Genomic DNA, 17,005 nt, shown 5'->3' on the forward strand with positions numbered 1-17,005 from the left:
CGGTCAACCTCATGCAGCGAAGGAATATCGCCGAATTGCTGGGAGGAAGCTCACCGCCTCCAAAGCGAAAACCGACCGTGAATCCTCGCCAGATGGCACTGCTCAATGCTTAACCGGACAGCAGTGAAATTATATAAAAGAAATTTTTCATTTCTCCTCCTATCAGGTGCATGGGCAGGTAGGGGAAATATATGATGTTATTAGTTATTGGCTAACCAACAGCGGTATACCCTCATCAAGAGGGCGAATAAATAGATGCATGTATCTGGGGTGTGAAAATGTCGAACATTTCGTTTGCTGATGCTTTTGGGAAATACAGTGCGAAACTTAAGAATGTGCAGTGGTCAGTGTGTGCAATTAATGAAGATGATGAATTGGTCATAAGCCTTTGGGAGCATCACATAGATAAAAACATAAAAGATAAATTGGTGTTTGAGGATTTTTTTGATCGGTGGTCAGGGCCAGGGAACAATGAATTTCGTACTAATGTTTCAAATGCCTATAAAACAAATCAAAATGTTCGTTTAATTCTTGTGGTAACTAAAGAAGTTAATGAGATTCAAAATGGCAACAATGCAAGCACTGTGAAAAAATCATTTCGAGTTCTAGATCATCTTATAGGAAGGGTCACAGAAATTGATGGTGAAAAATATACTATTAGTTTTAAGCTGATTTAATCGCCTAGAAAGCAGCATTCGCATTTGAGTGTCCATTGTTGGCTGAAAGCAGCCATCTAGGTGAGGAGCAGTAAGTCTTTCTACACCCCTCACCCGTCGACTATTTTGTTACAGATGAATGATGTGGTTACGATCCGGACCGGTTGAGAGCATGGTTACTTTGCAGTCACATACCTCTTCGATTCGTTTGAGCAGAGCTACGGCATTGGCTGGCAACTGATCCATTGAGGTTGCACCAAAGGTGTTTTCACACCAGCCCGGAAGCGTTTCATAAATCGGCGTCACGACTTCAAGCTGGGAACAACATGCTGGGATGGACTCCAGACGCTCCCCATTCAGTTCATAACCCACGCACAATTTTACTTCTTCAAGACCATCAAGAACATCCAGCTTGGTGATTGCCAGGCCGGTTACACCATTGATGCGAACGGCATGCTGAACAACCGGACCATCAAACCAGCCGGTACGACGCGGACGGCCCGTGGTGGCTCCGAACTCATGACCTTTTTCTGCCATATGTTTACCTGAGTTTTTCTCATCACACATGCCATCAGCATTATACAATTCAGTCGGGAAAGGACCGGCACCCACACGAGTCGTATAAGCTTTACAGATACCCAGTACGGCATCCACCTGCCCCGGGCCGACACCCAGACCGGCAAGTGCTGCACCGGCAACGGTATTGGATGAGGTTACAAACGGATATGTACCATGATCAACATCAAGCATGGAGCCCTGTGCGCCTTCGTAGAGAATCTTGTCTCCGGCTTTGATGCGTTTCTGCAGTATCAACGGCACATCTGCAGCCAGTGGCAATAGACGTGCCTTGGCCAGCTCCAGTGCTTCATCCACATCGGCGCGATTCACAGGCTCTGCATTCAGATACTGGGTCAGCATAAAGTTGACGTATTCGATATTTGCATCAATGCGTGCATCCAGATCATCCGAGGTCAGATCAATCAGACGGATGCCGCGGCGGGCGGTTTTATCTTCATAACAAGGCCCGATGCCTTTACCGGTTGTACCGATTTTGCCTTTACCTTTGGCCGCTTCTCGCGCTGCATCAAGATCGCGGTGATATGGCAGAATCAGCTGACAGCGGTCAGAGATCTTCAGGCGATCGGCAACAGGAATACCCGCTTCAAGCAGCATGTCCATCTCTTCAACCAGACGGAACGGATCAACCACCGTACCGTTACCAATCAGGCAGAGTGTATCATCATGCAGGATACCGGACGGGATATGATTCAATACAGTCTTTTTATCACCCAGTACAAGCGTATGGCCTGCATTCGGACCACCCTGAAAACGAGCGACCACATCCATATCGGGGGCCATAAGATCAACGATCTTACCCTTTCCTTCATCACCCCACTGGATTCCAATTGCAACTGTGTTTGTCATATCAATCCCCAACTATTAAAACCACGAAGATCACGAAGATCACGAAGAAAAAACATACGAATCATATCGTCTGCAAAGCAGAACAGTCTGATTCAAACCCATCCTGCAAGCCCGTCTTTCCTCAGTGACATCAGCGTCCTCTGTGGTGAACCTTCAAATCAAACTGTGTCTATCAATGCCCATAAATCACAGGAAAAACCTGTAGCCGGCATGTCACGTCCATGTGCTTTCATCATAGCGTCATAACGACCACCATGCAGAACTGCATGCGCCACACCCTCTGCAAATCCTGCGAACAGAATAGCACTGTGGTAAAGAAAACGCGGCATGATTGCGGCATCAGCATAGACAGATACGCTGCCTTCCATCTTGCCACCGACTTCATTGACCAGCGAAAGTAATTCGCTTGCAGCAGCATCGAAATCATCATTGATAGCGCCGATATGATTTTCAATCCACTGTTTACCACTATTTCCGGTAGCAAGATCAAGCAGCGCCTGCCTGGCAGCTTCCGGCATATTCTCACCATTCATCACTTCTGTCAGATCATCAGGTGAACGACGCGACAACAGTGCTGTCCAGGTTTCCAGCGGTGCAGTGCAACCTTTCACCAGTGCTTTCAGCAGCCCTATATGGCCCACCTGCAATACTGGTTTATTAAAACCTGCAGCCTGCATGGTCCGTGCTGCCAGATGCATGACTTCAATATCGCCGGCAGCCCCTGCTACGCCCAGACATTCCACGCCGGTCTGCCACTGCTGGCGAGAACCACCACGTTGATCAGGACGGGCCAACATTACTGTACCGGAATAACAGAGTTTCAAGACCTCTTCGCCCTGTAAACGTGTAGCAGCAATACGCGCAATCTGTGGTGTCATGTCAGAACGAATCGCCAGCGTCCCTGCACCGGCAGGGTCAGAAAACACAACAGTCTGGTCAGCCAGAAAACGGCCTGCACCTGATTTCAATGCATCCGGACGTTCCAGCATCGGTGGAATCACCTCTTCATAGCCGGACTCATCAAACAGATCGAGTAACTTGCCCTGCATGGTCCTAAGTGCTTTCGCACGTGAGCCGATGGCATCATCCAGGCCAATTATCGGTTTATGCGAAGGCATCAGATACTCCCCAGTTCGGCAAAACGAACCGCCTGAACATGCTGTAATTCACTCATTTTGGTCAGAATGTTTTCTCCTGGAGAGGAATCTACCTGAATCAGCGCAACAGCACTGCCAGTATTTTCCCGACGACCCAGTCTGAAATCACCGATATTAATGCCTGCTTCAGCCAGCACGCTACTGATTGACGCAATCACACCCGGTTTGTCCTCATTCTGGAAGTAAATAAGATTGCCTGCAGGCGCAATTTCAACCTCACAGGTATCAAAACTGACAAAACGCGGCCGTGCCTCATCAAACAGCGTACCTGATACGCAACGCTGACCTTCATCACCTTCAACCTCGAGTCTGATCAGCGTTGCAAAATGTTCGGAGTTTTCACAGGCTGATTCCATCAACTCAATGCCGCGATCCTTGGCCAGCATACCTGCATTCACCGCGTTAACCTCTTCCATACTCTGAGATAACAGTCCTTGTAGCATCGCATTGATGAGCGGCTTGCGATTAATACCCGCCGCCTTGCCTTCAAAACAGACATTCACCTTGCTATAACCCGGCTTCATAGTCTGCCCCATAAAGCTGCCCATACGCTCAGCCAGCAACATATAAGGAGAGAGCAGACGCTGCTCCTCTTCTGAGAGCGATGGCACATTCACCGCATTGGAAACGGTACCGGAGAGCAGATAGTCGGACATCTGTTCCGCGACCTGTACAGCCACATTTTCCTGAGCCTCATCCGTTGAAGCACCGATATGTGGTGTGAAACTGACATTATCCAGCTCAAATAATTTATTCTCACGTGCCGGTTCGTTCTCAAACACATCGAGAGCTGCGGCACGCAAATGTCCGGATTTACATGCATCATAAAGCGCATCCTCATCAACAATGCCGCCGCGGGCGCAGTTAACGAGGATGGAGCCCTTTTTCATACGGGCGATAATGTCAGCATTAATCAAGCCACGCGTCACATCCAGCAAAGGTACATGAATGGTCAGGATATCAACGGTTTCTGCCAGTTCGGCTACTGTTTCCACCTTGGTCACACCCATGGCCGATGCACGTTCATCAGAAATAAACGGATCATAGACAAACACGGACATGTGCAGGCCTTTCAAACGATCGCAAACGATCGCACCGATATTACCGGCACCGATAACACCGGCTTTTTTACCTGTTAATTCCATGCCCATAAAACGGGACTTTTCCCACTTTCCGGCTCTGGTCGATGCGGAAGCCTGTGGAATCATACGTGCGGCTGCGACAATATGAGATACCGCCAATTCAGCTGTTGTAATGGTGTTGCCGAATGGTGTATTCATCACCACGATACCGCGGCGCGAACAGCCCTGCACATCAACATTATCAACACCGATACCGGCGCGGCCAATGACCTTTACGCGCTTGGCTGCATCCAGCAGTGCACCCTTTAATGTTGTCGAAGATCGTACAGCAATGGCATCGTAATCACCGGCAATGGCCAGCTTTTCTTCATCTGAGAGGCCCGGTTTGTAATCCACTTCAACGCCGCGACTTTTGAACACCTCAATCGCGCGTGAGGACATTTTGTCTGCAATCCAAACCTTAGCCATAATAATGATCACTCCGAAAGAAGGATTGTCACACCGACAACGGAGTGCGTGGGCACTCTATAGCCAGTACTGTATGGGTCAACTTAGTTTTGGGTAGCCTTCAGTATCAGCATCCAGTGCATCAAAAATCACGATTGAATGAATTTTGTCCCGATGTATTCGTTCCGTCTGATTGTTCGCAGCCAGCACAAATGAAATTGTCAGCGTTTTTACTAACTGACCTTTTATATCATCGCCGTTTATTGTTCTCAGTTCATCTGTAGCCGGGAATCCTGTGCCATCTGGCTGTTTAAGGTATAGATGGGCGATTTTTTCTTTATTTACAGTCACATCCCCAAATGACGTTTTTATTTTAAATTCATTCTTTAGAACCTTGCCTGCAACAGCCTGACCATCTCGTAATATGAGCAGGTCTTTTGAATATGCCATCTCTCTCTCCTTGCCGGCCATGCCTGACCTGAGAATATGTGTAGCTGTGTTTATGACTTCACTGGCGGACACACCCGATGTTCATTTATCGGACATTCAAGAGTGGCTCACTATATTTGACACAGTATACGCTATCTCAGCATAGATTCCCGGATTAATATTCTTACCATGTTTCGACTGTATGCAGCAGGAAACTATCCAGCCCATCTGTGACATTCCTGTTTATCTCCTTCACACCCATGAATAGCTTGCTGTCATGATGCCTCCGCATTGCTAGTATGCCGTCATGCCGAATAACTCATTCATATTTATCGATAAGCAGTCCGAATTAGAAAAAGCAGCAGAGGCCATGGCCGCATGCAAGGTCCTCTGCGTGGATACCGAGTTTCATCGTGAATCCACCTACTACCCTGAATTTGCCCTGTTGCAGATATACGGCAATGGTCAGTGCTGGATCATCGACCCTATCAAACTGCCTGACCTGAAACCTGTATGGGATCTCATGGGCAACCCTGATATCCTCAAGGTATTCCATGCCGCACATCAGGATGTGGAAATCATTCTCAAGGAATCCGGCAACATGCCTTTGCCCTTGTTCGACACCCAGGTGGCTGCAGCCCTGCTCGGTTACGGGCAACAGGTTGGATTCGGCAATCTGGTTCAGCGTGTCACCAAGAAGTTACTACCCAAGGGAGAATCTTTCACCGACTGGAAAGCAAGACCCCTCACGCCCAAGCAGCTGACCTATGCTGCCGATGATGTCATCTGGCTGATGCCGGTTTTCCAGCATCTTCAGGAGCGTCTTGAAGCAACAGGACGCACCTCGTGGCTGCAGGAAGAGCAAACCCGACTCAGTGACAAAAACACTTATGATAATGATGAATCGGAAATATTCTGGCGTGTAAAAGGTGGAAGCAAATTAAAAGGCAAACACCTGTCAGCGCTGAGAGAGCTTGCAGCATGGCGAGAACGCGGTGCCAAAAGCCGGAATATTCCACGTCGCCGCATGATGGCTGACGAACCACTTGTTGAAATTGCGCGGCGTGACACCTTAAGCAGGGAAACAATGCAGCGCATGCGCGGCATCAACGATGGATTTATTAAACGTTTCGGCGCTGAAGTCACCGCGGCATGGCAGAAAGGTATCGAGGCCTCTGAAGACACATGGCCTAAAATGGCGCCTCGTCGCCACAATACCCGCGGCACCGACCTGCGACTGGAAATGCTCGACACACTGGTACGCCTGAAAGCTGAAGAAGGCGAAATCGCCTCGGCTATTCTGGCCAACAAATCCGATCTCTCCGAGCTGGCCTCATGGGGTTATCGCTGCAAAGGCGACACACCTGAACTGGCATGCCTGCACGGCTGGCGATATGAGTTGGTTGGCCACGATTTGATACGCTTGTTGCGTGGTGAAATCTGTCTGCATATCAACCCACAGACAGGTTTTCCTGAAATCACACCTATAACTCAGAACAGTGCAACATGAAAGTCAGCTTTTCCATTGATGCCCTATCTCCAAGCGGGGCCAAAGCATGGCGTTTGCTTGAAAATGATGGCTGGCGTGAATGCATCTATGCTGAAACGCTAAAAGATGGCGATGCGCGTATTACAGACAAAAAGAGTGCTGAAGACTGGGCAGGTCGTCGCATGAAAAAAGACAAGCAACATGGCTTAATCCCGCAGCAGAAAGCAGGTACATTCGACTTTCTTATGCGTGGCATTTTTGCCCATGCCGTTCTGCACCGTGAATCTTCAGCGCCGGTGCCTGCAAAAGAGCAGATGATTCAGTGTTTTGCAGCGCACAAGTCGGGCACACCGTGGCTGATATATCTGAATGTTGCAGGGCACTTCGCTGCACTCGATACCAGCAAGGTTTCCATTATCACCAATCTGGACATTGCCGTGCGCGCAGAGATCACCTCCGGTGATGAATATATAGGCCCGAAAGCTGCCGCTAAAGAGACCATGATGAATGAGATCTATAAACAGTTTCTGGCCGGATGGCTGGATCACCTGAATTCATCTAACATGAATGTATTCGTTCCTGATCCTGAAAAACTGAAAGATGAATCCGTCTACATCGAACTCATCCGAGACTGGCAGAGTGAACAGTACTGAATCAGCCATACTGACCTCGGCTATCCGACACCCATAAAAAAACACCCCGCTTATCGGCGGGGTGTTTAAAAAAGAACTACGTTACCTTATTTAGCGTAAACGTTAGAAGCCTGCGGGCCTTTTGCTCCATCTTCTACATCAAATTCAACGCTCTGACCTTCAGCCAGAGATTTGAAACCATCACCCTGAATTGAAGAGAAATGTACGAACACATCATCGCCACCATCATCCTGAGAGATGAAGCCGAATCCTTTAGTATCATTGAACCACTTAACAGTACCTGTTGCCATTATTTACATCCTTAATATATTTAATTTGTGCATAACATGTATTTAAAAGTGTTAACATTAAGATCAATCAAGGATCTACTAAATCAGCCTAAAAACACAATAAACAATATTTTTGCGAAGCACAGTATATAGCGTTGAGAACATCAGGCTAGAAAAAAGGTTTTTCAAACTCAAATTGAATGAACAACAGGCCCTCTGCCAATGAACAAAGAATCAGCAGAGGGCTTTAAATTTGTCGAGTAACTCAGGCTGATCCCTGATCTTGTTAAACCACCACTCCATTGACGGCTGCCATTGGCAGTCCCCTTGGCGCTTTGGCCCTGGGGATGAGATAAACCTCTTTTAACTCATCCTCATCGATGCTCGTTGCACGCTTCTCCGTACCCACCCTTACGCCGTCCTTGATAGTCACAGGTGCAGCATCGCGCAAACCTTTGGAGCCCTTCTTCATCGTGATTGCAGTGACTCCCTTGCCTTTAGCGATCAGAGGAAACTCATCTTTTGCAATGACTCCCATGCGCCCGTCGGAATCAATGAAAGCGAATGCATCATGTGCCGGATTGATCTCGCGGATGCAGAGCAACTTCGAACCGCTCGGGAAGTTGATAAAGGCTTTGCCTTTCTTGTTTGCCGAAAGCATGGATTCACCCATAGCCCGGAATGCATGCCCTGCCGTGGTTACGACGAGATATTCAGAGTCGTCCCTGATCATCACCATTCTTGTGGGTGCCTCATTGATACTGAACACGAAAGATTTTGAAATCGGTTCCCCGTTTCCGCGCCCGCCTGCCAGGTCTGCGGCGAGCATGCTGAAGGCGCGCCCTTTGCGTCCGATCAGTACCAGCATGTCCGTGGTATGACCTGCTGCTGCATCGAGTAGTCTGTCCCCTTCCCTGAATTTAAGTCCCTTCAGGTCAACATTGCTGCTGCGCATGCCCTTCAGCCAGCCCTGCCTGGAGAGAATTGCAGTGATCGGCTCACGAGCAACTGTCTGCTGCTTACTCATGGTGCGCGCTTTCGCTACACTGGCATCCACCACTGTTCGTCTCTCATCACCGAATCTGGCCAGCGCATCTTTCAGTTCACCGGTGATATGTTTCCAGCGGTGAGCATGATCATCAACAATCAGCTCCAGCTCCGCTTTTTCCTGCAGCAGTTTTGCATGCTCATTCATCAGCTTCATTTCATCGAGTTTACGCAACTGTGCGAGGCGCAACTCAAGGATGGCAATGACCTGTTCTTCATTAAAGCCGTATTTCTGCATCAGGATAGGTTTTGGTTTGTCGTTGTCATAGATCGTCTGAACAATCTCCATGACATTCGGATAAACAACAAACAACCCTTCAAGGATATTGGTGCGTTTATTGATCTCGGCCAAACGTACCTCTGCCCTTCTCATCACGATTCCTTCCCTGTTATCGAGGAAGGAGTTGAGCATATCATCCAGCGAAAATAGGCTTGGCAGGCGATAGCGATCCCCATTCGGGGCATCCATCCATTTCTCCAGCGCATAAGTGGCATACTGGATGGTGACCTGCAGATTAGTGGCCGAGAAGAGATGTAACATGATCTGTTCTGCATCAAGGTTTCTTGATTTCGGCTCGATAACAATACGGATGCCTTCCGCAGACGATTCATCTCGTAAATCTGAAATCATCGGCAACTGGCGTGATTCGGCAATCGTCTTGTCTGAAATACGTGCGCCCATTTCGATCAGCAGCGGTGACTTTTCAATACCGTAGGGAAGCTCCGTGACAATGATTTGCCACATGCCTTTGCCAATATCTTCCTTATGCCATTTACTGCGCAGCAGCATTTTACCGTAACCACTGGCATACATCTTCTCCAGCTCATCTTCGCTGCTGGTGATAATACCGCCACCGGGAAAGTCCGGTGCAGTGATATGCTTGCGAACCAGCGCAAAGTCCCTGTTCGATGCCCCCGCCCCGGTTCTGCTTCTGCGTTTGCACAGCGCAATACATGCCCCCAGCAGTTCAGAGAGGTTATGCGATGGTATTTCAGTCTTAAAGCCTACGGCCGGATTGCCTGTACTTGAGTTCATCAGAATCCACGGGAATGGTGCAGGCAGCAGCATCGGCTCCTTGTCCTGATCATCATAGTTGGGCTGATAAGGCGTGATACCATCTTTCAAATCACTGCTGAGCATCGCTTCAGCAATCGGTGTAATTCTTGCTTCGGTATAACGCATGGCAGCGGCTGAATCGCCATCAATGGAACCGAAGTTGCCCTGACCGTCCACCAGCGGATAACGCATTGCCCAGGGCTGAGCCATACGCACCATAGCCCCGTACACAGCCGAATCACCGTGTGGATGATATTTACCGATCACATCACCAACCACACGTGCCGATTTCTTGGTTTTGGTGTTTGATCTGAGCTGCAGCTTCTCCATCGCATAGAGAATGCGACGATGAACAGGTTTTAATCCATCCCGCACATCGGGAATGGCGCGATCACCCACCACTTTAAGGCCGTAGCTGCGGTAGAGTTCGCGGAACACTGTTTCAAATGGAGCGATGGCGTTATTGCCTGATTCATAGGGTGTAAAGCGAGGCTCCAGATCATCAAGGTCATCGGTCACATCGCTCGGGTCATCGAATAATTGATCGTCCGGAATATTCAGAAACCTGGCTTCCTCGATCTCTTTGCCCATCAGCAGATCACGGCGCTGGCCTGCATCATCGCCCATCAGCTTTGTAACGAGCGCATCCATACGCTGCGCATCCTCAGGGCTCACCTGTACCAGCACGCGGTTTTCAAAATCCATACAGGTCTCTTTCAATTCCGGCGGATTCATCTCACCAAGACCTTTGAAGCGGATGTATTCAATCTTCTTTTTCTCTGCCAGAGCCATGGCTCTCAGGCCATCGAGCTCTTCTTCATCCTGAGCATAGTGTTTCTGCTTACCTATGGTGACCCCGTATAGTGGCGGCTGAACGATAAATACACGCCCTGCCTCTACCATTGGTCGCATCTGCCGCCAGAAGAAGGTGAACAGCAGAGTCTGGATATGACTGCCGTCAATATCCGCATCGGTCATCACCACAATTTTGCCGTAACGTCTTCTCTCAATATCACAGTTTTCACCAATGCCTGTGCCAATTGCAGTGATTAGATCGGCTACAGCTTCACTGTTGGCTGCATCGGTCGATGTGACACCTTCACAGTTCAGTATTTTACCTTTTAACGGGAAGATCGCCTGCAGATCGCGGTCATTGGCCTGCTTGGCAGAACCGCCCGCAGAATCACCCTCCACAAGGTAGAGTTCTGTATCTTCAATATCATTGCTACGGCAATCCAGAAGCTTGCCCGGCAACGGCGTTCTGCCTGTAAAAGACTTGCGATCCACCTTTTTGGTTTTACCGCTTTCTGCTGCCGTACGCGTAGTTGCACGCTCAATAATGAGCTTCATCCAACTATCAGAAATTTCCGCATCACGATTGAGCCAAAGGGCCGCAGAATCATTAATCACTCCACCGACAAACTTGGTGGCTTCGGAAGAGGTCAGTTTCTGTTTCGTCTGCCCTTCAAAGGATATATCCTGAATGTACACCGAAAGCCCGAGCTGGCTGTTGGTCATGATATCAGATGCAGCGATGCGGGTCTTTTTGCCGAGCAGTTTTTTCAACTCAGGACGCATGTCGATGTATTCGCGCACAGCCTTGAGCAGACCCGACTCAAAACCTTTTTCATGCGTACCACCGCGAGGAGTTGGTACAGTATTCACATAGGATCTGGTATAGATCGGGGTGGTTTCAGCAAAGGATGCAAAGAACCAATGCACCTTCTCCATATCCCCAAGCTGACCGGAGAATTCGAACATCGGAGACTCTTCCATGCGCGAAGTCATAAATTCGGAAAGGCCATTCTTGAAGCAGAAAGTCTCATCTTCCAGACCGGGCGCTTTGAACACCACCTCCAGCCCCGGAATCAGGATTGCTTTGTCCATCGCCTGCTGGCGCAACTGCTGCACGCGGAACTTGGCGCGTTCATAATATTTCGGATTGGGCGAGAACCTGATCTTTGTGCCATGCGTACGAGGACCACATGTTCCAATCTGTTTGATCTTCTCGACTGTGCGCCCGTTTTCAAGGCGAATAAACCACTCTCCCCCATCACGTTTCACAGTCGCTTCCAGCCATGATGAAAGCGCATTGGTGACGGTGATACCGACTCCGTGCAGACCACCGGATACCTTATAGGCATTATGATCGAACTTGCCACCGGCCTTGTCCTTGGTAAGCACCAGCTCAACGCCGGATATGCCATCCTGATTTGCTTTCACAGGAATACCGCGCCCGTTATCTGAAATGCTTACAACATTCTCTGATTCCAGCTCTACGATGATCTTTGAGCAGTATCCGCCAATCGCCTCATCGCCACAGTTATCCAGCACTTCCTGTGCAATATGATGGCAGCCAAGTTCCGTGCCCGTATCGGTATACATATTCGGCCGCAACTGGATATGAGAAATCCCATCGAGGTCTTTAATCGAATCGATATCGTAATCTGCACTCATCTTAAATATGTCCTTTGCTTTGAATCTGGTATGCCGAAACCCCGCCGATCAGAACAAACGGGAAGCTGAAGGCACTACTCTACACATGCATTACGGAGAAAATAACAGGGCTTGATGTGATGCATGGTATTCAACTGCGACCATACAACAAATCGGTCATCTTTTGCAAAAAGATTAGTGAGTTCACAATTAAATACAGGCAACGCTAATGAATGAGTTAACAATGGCATCCACACACTGAAAAAAAGGTTCATCACGAAAGTCCGGGAAACAGTCTTTGTAAATAAGAACTGAAGGCGTTTCTCTCTTGCTATTATGACGGAATTGTTTGTTCCAACTTTTCCAGAAAAGAAACGAAGCAAAGAAAACTGCCCGGCAATCTGCTTCTCCCTGCGTATTTATCGTTCAATGGGGCGAACCCTTTTTGATTCGAGCCTTGCATGGCTCTCACCCTTCGGGCGAGCTAAAGCTCGTCCAAATCTACTCTCCTGTAGATTTGTCTTTACCGCTAAAGAAAGGGGAATGCTCAGCTTTAGCAGAGTAGTAACTATTGAATGTATCTATTTAACAGGGATCAAAAGTTTTCTTCAGGCATGGCTCCCGCTAATGCGCGATAAACCAAAAAAAAGCCCCCTGCCAATATTCAAAAGATCGGCAGAGGACTTTGATTGATCGAGCAGCTTGGTTGTCAGGCTTGGCTGCTTTCAAATTCCTTCATAAATGCAACCAGTGCATCCACACCCTCTTCCGGCATGGCGTTGTAGATGCTGGCGCGCATACCTCCAACAGAGCGATGACCCTTCAGGGTAATCAGTCCGTTTTCTGCTGCACTCTTCAAAAACGCGGCATCCAGATCAGCATCAGCCAAAGTGAATGGTACGTTCATCCATGAACGGCCATTTTTAGCCACTGGCGAGCCATAAAAGTCGCTGCTATCGATAACAGCATAGAGCTTGTCAGCTTTGCGCTTGTTAACTACAGCTATGGCTTCCAGACCGCCCTGCTCTTTGATCCATTCAAACACGAGACCAGCCATATACCATGCATAGGTCGCTGGAGTGTTATACATCGAATCATTATCCGCATGAGTCGCGTAATTGAACATGGTCGGCGTATTCGCTGATGCATTACCCAACAGATCATCACGGATAATTACAATGGTGAGGCCTGCAGGACCGATATTCTTCTGTGCTCCGGCATAGATCATGCCGAATTTGGACACATCAATCGGGCGCGAAAGAATCGTGGAAGACATATCAGCGATCAGTGGAACACCGTTGGTTTCAGGAATATAATCAAACTCAACACCGCCGATAGTTTCATTAGGCGTATAATGCACATAAGCCGCATCAGGATTCAGATTCAGCTCTGCCTGCGTTGGCACAGTGGTAAAACCATTATCCGAAGTGTCAGCAACGATGTTCACGGTGCAGTAACGTTTGGCTTCGGCAATCGCCTTTTTGGACCACATGCCGGTATTTAGATAATCGGCACTGGTTTTATCACCCAGCAGGTTCAGCGGGATTGCAGCGAACTGGGAAGAAGCTCCCCCCTGAAGGAAAAGCACTTTGTAGTTGTCAGGAATGGCCATTACATCGCGCAGATCCTGCTCAGCTTTTGTAGCAATGGACATGTACTCTTTGCCACGATGACTCATTTCCATAGTGGACATGCCTGAGCCATTCCAATCCAGCATTTCGGCTTGTGCGCGCTCGATTACTGCTGTCGGCAACATTGCCGGACCTGCACTGAAGTTAAACTTTCTTGCCATGATTTCGCTTCCTTTTCTTAGGCTAATTTCGAGAAGAGATGAACTGTAGCCCTGCGGTTTTTTTCAACGCGGGGAAGATACTCCGACAATGAGAATTCCTCAATGAGTGAATAATAAAACCGGTGTACCTGCGTCAGGTACAGGCTGAACCCTGGATGCAGTTATAGCTCAGTGTCTGACCAGACTGCATACTCATTGCCATTCGGATCAGTAAAATGAAAGCGACGTCCGCCAGGAAAAGCAAAAATCGGCTTGATGATAACACCACCGGCACGCTCAATGCTGGTTTGAGTCTGCTCTAGTGCTTTGCTGTAGAAAACGATCAGCGCGCTGCCATTTACTGTTGAAGCCGTCAAATCCGACTTGAAGAAGCCACCATCCAGCCCTTGGTCTGAAAACGCCGTATATTCTGGTCCATAATCCACAAATGACCAGCCGAATGCAGCAGAAAAAAAAGCTTTCGTGGCTTCAAGGTTAGTTGCAGGAAATTCAACGTAATTGATCTTGCCGTGTTCATTCATGTTTTTATCCTCAGAATCTATGGATGACCGTAGAATATATAACTGGTCGAATAATCACTGAATTCAAAGTAGACCTTCTTTTCACCGGCATCAGCCCTCATATTAAAGTTTGCATCCAGAATACCGTAACCGAAGCGATAAGGGCGTGGTGTATCATCGCTCGTGCTGATAGCCGTGGACAGTTTATCAATTTTGATAAATCGCTTCACCAGCTTCTCGCCAGCATAAATTTCCAGCACTCCATCCGTACCAGTATAGTTCTGCACAACGCGGCTGATTTTATTTTGCTGTTCCTGAGTACAAGCGGACATAAAAAATGCCACCAGCAATACTGCAAAGATTCGATTATGCATCATTCCTCCGTAAAGAAGTTTGTCTACCATCAACTCCATCATACAGATGCCGGAAAATAAACCCGTTCTGATTTAAATGAATGAGTTATATCATATAATCCTTATCATCATCTGCATCTGGCCGGTAAACGCAGACACGGTTGCGTCCTAACTTTTTGGCTTGATACATCGCCCCGTCCGCTCTTTTCACCAGATCATTAAGATTATCAGCATGTTCAGGATAGAGACTGATACCGATACTGGCTCCAATCCGGCAATGGACCTCATCGACATCAAATGGACGTTTCATGGAATTGAGCACTTTTTCCGCAATCGGCATCACGTGTGAGATATCATCCACACCTTCCATCAGGATGGTGAATTCATCGCCACCAATCCTGGCTACGGTATCCGATTCGCGTACACATTCGCGCAAACGAACAGCAATGGCTTTAAGCAAGCTATCGCCCACAGCATGTCCATGCATATCATTCACCGGTTTAAACCCGTCGATATCGACAAAAAGCAGTGCAACCGTATGTTTTGCCCGCTTGGCCATGGGCAAGGCATGCTCAATGCGATCAATAAACAGTTTGCGATTGGGAAGATTTGTGAGTGAATCGTGATTAGCCAGATATTCAAGCTCATGATGAATACGCTTTTCTTCACTGATATCGAGAAAGGTGCTTACGCAATGCGTAATAGCCCCTGTGTCATCCCGCATACTACTGATGGTTAACCATTGTGGGTAAACTTCACCATTCTTGCGCCTGTTCCAGATTTCACCCTCCCAGTAGCCGAGGCTCATCACTTTATCCCGCAACTGCTGATAAAAGTCTTCATCGTGCTCATCGGACTGCAACATGCCGGGCTTGCGCCCGATCACATCCTCGGCTTCATAACCAGTAATTGCAGTGAAGGCAGGGTTCACCATAAGAATACGATGCTCTGCATCGGAAACGATAATGCCATTGGATACCGTATCCATCACTTTGGCTGCCAACTGCATCTGCCGTTCAGCAACCTTTTGACGTGTAATGTCATGCGCGGCATAAATAAGCTGATGCTTGTTTTTACTGGGCTCCAGCATTGATACGCTGATCAGAACAGGGATTTTTTCACCGGCTTTGTTGAGTATCTGCCGATCAATGCTATTGATGGCTGAACCGGCCTCAAGGCTTTCAGCTTCTTGTGGCGTCATCAAACCACCCAATACAATTTCTGTAACCTGTTTACCCACCAGTTCGGAAGACTCGAATCCGAGCGTTAGGGAAACAGCCGGATTGATCATGATAATGATGCCGTCATCATCGGTCACAAACAGCATATCCCCAAGTGAATAGATGATCTGATCCACATAACACTTTGAAACCGTGGTTTGTTCGAGACTCTCGGTCATATCATTAAACGAATGACCCAGAGCAGCAATCTCATCCCCGTCACGGGTATCAACGCGGGCATCAAGATTACCTGCTGTGATATCCGCAGTGGCCTGCGTCATCTGATCAATCGGTGCAAGGATACGGTTACGGATAATCATATAGCTGAGCCAGGACAGCATCAGCATGGCACCGGCAGCGATAAGACTCACGGTCAATGCAGTCTGCTGCAGTCCCAACGCTGTTTTTTCTGTGGAAAGTGTGAGCCTTAGAATTCCCCGGACAGGCGAAGCATCGTAACCATGGCAACTTGCACACTGTGCGTCCCTTTTGATCGGCAAGAGAAATGTCATATTGCTACCCTGCTCAAGCGTTACCGTCTGACCTGATGCAGCCTGCTCAACCGAACTGGCAGGCAGATCATCCTGCCGATGTAATGGCAAAGGCTCACGCATAAAGCGATTCTCTCCAATATAAGCATTGACCTGATTGATAGTGCGCAGATCCTGAAACGCATCATTGCCGTCACGACGGAGAATCCCGATACGCTGCATATCGGGATGACTTCGAATTCGTTTGAGCCAGTCATGCACATAGAGCGCATCTCCGGCAGTCATCAGAGTCTTCAGACTGGAAAGCATGGAGTTTGCCAGATTATCCGCTTCAGAACGCGCCTGGTCCGTAATCAGTTCACCCTGCTCTCGAATCAGGATGACCGAGGTAATGATAAAAGTCAGGGATAGAATGCCGACAAGCGGCAAAAGCAGACGCATCCTCAGGCTTTTATGCCAAGCTATGGGCTTCACGAAATAATTTCTCGCTCAGTGTGGCCAC

The 17,005-nt window shown here is 48.3% G+C and carries 14 protein-coding genes; 4 read left to right on the top strand and 10 right to left on the bottom strand.

Annotated elements, in window-relative coordinates:
• Nucleotides 1-278 precede the first annotated feature (278 nt).
• A complete protein-coding gene (locus MMIC_RS06135; protein ID WP_072659591.1) occupies nucleotides 279-677 on the top strand; it encodes a hypothetical protein in 399 nt (132 codons plus the stop codon).
• 108 nt (nucleotides 678-785) lie between these two features.
• On the opposite strand, the gene MMIC_RS06140 is transcribed toward MMIC_RS06135, so the two are convergent.
• The 4 genes from MMIC_RS06140 to MMIC_RS06155 all read right to left on the bottom strand — a co-directional run bounded on the left by MMIC_RS06140 (nucleotide 786) and on the right by MMIC_RS06155 (nucleotide 5,217).
• A complete protein-coding gene (locus tag MMIC_RS06140) occupies nucleotides 786-2,081 on the bottom strand; it encodes an adenylosuccinate synthase (protein ID WP_072659592.1) in 1,296 nt (431 codons plus the stop codon).
• Between the two features lie 158 nt (nucleotides 2,082-2,239).
• Complete coding sequence (locus MMIC_RS06145; RefSeq protein ID WP_072659593.1) at nucleotides 2,240-3,199, bottom strand: ATP phosphoribosyltransferase regulatory subunit; 960 nt, start codon at nucleotides 3,197-3,199, stop codon at nucleotides 2,240-2,242.
• Nucleotides 3,199-4,788 carry a phosphoglycerate dehydrogenase gene (gene serA, locus MMIC_RS06150; protein WP_072659594.1) on the bottom strand — a complete coding sequence of 530 codons (1,590 nt, stop codon included), beginning with the start codon at nucleotides 4,786-4,788 and terminating at the stop codon, nucleotides 3,199-3,201. Before serA ends, MMIC_RS06145 begins: the two co-directional genes overlap by 1 nt.
• Before the next feature lie 78 nt (nucleotides 4,789-4,866).
• Entirely contained in the window at nucleotides 4,867-5,217 is a 351-nt protein-coding gene (locus MMIC_RS06155) for a hypothetical protein (protein ID WP_143144890.1), read from the bottom strand.
• Nucleotides 5,218-5,503: 286 nt separating this feature from the next.
• Here MMIC_RS06155 and rnd point away from each other — a divergent pair, with 286 nt between their 5' ends.
• The gene (gene rnd / locus MMIC_RS06160) at nucleotides 5,504-6,706 is read left to right on the top strand and encodes a ribonuclease D (RefSeq protein ID WP_072659596.1); all 1,203 of its coding nucleotides are present in this window, start codon (nucleotides 5,504-5,506) and stop codon (nucleotides 6,704-6,706) included.
• Nucleotides 6,703-7,338: a hypothetical protein gene (locus MMIC_RS06165; RefSeq protein WP_072659597.1), complete on the top strand. Its 636-nt coding sequence runs from the start codon at nucleotides 6,703-6,705 to the stop codon at nucleotides 7,336-7,338. Before rnd ends, MMIC_RS06165 begins: the two co-directional genes overlap by 4 nt.
• 86 nt (nucleotides 7,339-7,424) lie before the next feature.
• Here the strand turns inward: MMIC_RS06165 and cspE are convergent, their stop codons facing one another.
• Entirely contained in the window at nucleotides 7,425-7,628 is a 204-nt protein-coding gene (cspE, locus tag MMIC_RS06170) for a transcription antiterminator/RNA stability regulator CspE (protein WP_072659598.1), read from the bottom strand.
• Nucleotides 7,629-7,893: 265 nt separating this feature from the next.
• Nucleotides 7,894-12,168 carry a DNA topoisomerase IV subunit A gene (gene parC, locus MMIC_RS06175; protein WP_072659599.1) on the bottom strand — a complete coding sequence of 1,425 codons (4,275 nt, stop codon included), beginning with the start codon at nucleotides 12,166-12,168 and terminating at the stop codon, nucleotides 7,894-7,896.
• Nucleotides 12,169-12,483: 315 nt separating this feature from the next.
• Here parC and MMIC_RS12570 point away from each other — a divergent pair, with 315 nt between their 5' ends.
• Nucleotides 12,484-12,840, top strand: coding sequence for a hypothetical protein (locus MMIC_RS12570; RefSeq protein WP_143144891.1), 357 nt, complete (start codon nucleotides 12,484-12,486; stop codon nucleotides 12,838-12,840).
• Nucleotides 12,841-12,856: 16 nt separating this feature from the next.
• Here MMIC_RS12570 and serC read toward each other — a convergent pair whose 3' ends face one another.
• The 4 genes from serC to MMIC_RS06195 form a co-directional block, all read right to left on the bottom strand.
• Nucleotides 12,857-13,939 (bottom strand): 3-phosphoserine/phosphohydroxythreonine transaminase, encoded by a 1,083-nt coding sequence (serC, locus tag MMIC_RS06180; protein WP_072659600.1) that lies wholly within the window; start codon nucleotides 13,937-13,939, stop codon nucleotides 12,857-12,859.
• A gap of 161 nt (nucleotides 13,940-14,100) precedes the next feature.
• The gene (locus tag MMIC_RS06185; RefSeq protein WP_072659601.1) at nucleotides 14,101-14,460 is read right to left on the bottom strand and encodes a VOC family protein; all 360 of its coding nucleotides are present in this window, start codon (nucleotides 14,458-14,460) and stop codon (nucleotides 14,101-14,103) included.
• Nucleotides 14,461-14,477: 17 nt separating this feature from the next.
• Nucleotides 14,478-14,816 carry a hypothetical protein gene (locus tag MMIC_RS06190; protein ID WP_072659671.1) on the bottom strand — a complete coding sequence of 113 codons (339 nt, stop codon included), beginning with the start codon at nucleotides 14,814-14,816 and terminating at the stop codon, nucleotides 14,478-14,480.
• Nucleotides 14,817-14,898: 82 nt separating this feature from the next.
• Nucleotides 14,899-16,944, bottom strand: coding sequence for a diguanylate cyclase domain-containing protein (locus MMIC_RS06195; RefSeq protein ID WP_072659602.1), 2,046 nt, complete (start codon nucleotides 16,942-16,944; stop codon nucleotides 14,899-14,901).
• Nucleotides 16,945-17,005 lie beyond the last annotated feature (61 nt).

Source organism: Mariprofundus micogutta (genome assembly GCF_001895085.1).
Classification (GTDB): Bacteria; Pseudomonadota; Zetaproteobacteria; order Mariprofundales; family Mariprofundaceae; genus Mariprofundus; species Mariprofundus micogutta.

Coding starts and splice junctions, on each gene's coding strand:
- MMIC_RS06185 (WP_072659601.1), bottom strand. CDS start 14,460: ATGAATGAACACGGCAAGATCAATTACGTTGAATTTCCTGCAACTAAC.
- parC (WP_072659599.1), bottom strand. CDS start 12,168: ATGAGTGCAGATTACGATATCGATTCGATTAAAGACCTCGATGGGATT.
- MMIC_RS06140 (WP_072659592.1), bottom strand. CDS start 2,081: ATGACAAACACAGTTGCAATTGGAATCCAGTGGGGTGATGAAGGAAAG.
- serA (WP_072659594.1), bottom strand. CDS start 4,788: ATGGCTAAGGTTTGGATTGCAGACAAAATGTCCTCACGCGCGATTGAG.
- rnd (WP_072659596.1), top strand. CDS start 5,504: ATGCCGAATAACTCATTCATATTTATCGATAAGCAGTCCGAATTAGAA.
- MMIC_RS06195 (WP_072659602.1), bottom strand. CDS start 16,944: ATGCGTCTGCTTTTGCCGCTTGTCGGCATTCTATCCCTGACTTTTATC.
- serC (WP_072659600.1), bottom strand. CDS start 13,939: ATGGCAAGAAAGTTTAACTTCAGTGCAGGTCCGGCAATGTTGCCGACA.
- MMIC_RS06165 (WP_072659597.1), top strand. CDS start 6,703: ATGAAAGTCAGCTTTTCCATTGATGCCCTATCTCCAAGCGGGGCCAAA.
- MMIC_RS06135 (WP_072659591.1), top strand. CDS start 279: ATGTCGAACATTTCGTTTGCTGATGCTTTTGGGAAATACAGTGCGAAA.
- cspE (WP_072659598.1), bottom strand. CDS start 7,628: ATGGCAACAGGTACTGTTAAGTGGTTCAATGATACTAAAGGATTCGGC.
- MMIC_RS06145 (WP_072659593.1), bottom strand. CDS start 3,199: ATGCCTTCGCATAAACCGATAATTGGCCTGGATGATGCCATCGGCTCA.
- MMIC_RS12570 (WP_143144891.1), top strand. CDS start 12,484: ATGACGGAATTGTTTGTTCCAACTTTTCCAGAAAAGAAACGAAGCAAA.
- MMIC_RS06190 (WP_072659671.1), bottom strand. CDS start 14,816: ATGATGCATAATCGAATCTTTGCAGTATTGCTGGTGGCATTTTTTATG.
- MMIC_RS06155 (WP_143144890.1), bottom strand. CDS start 5,217: ATGGCATATTCAAAAGACCTGCTCATATTACGAGATGGTCAGGCTGTT.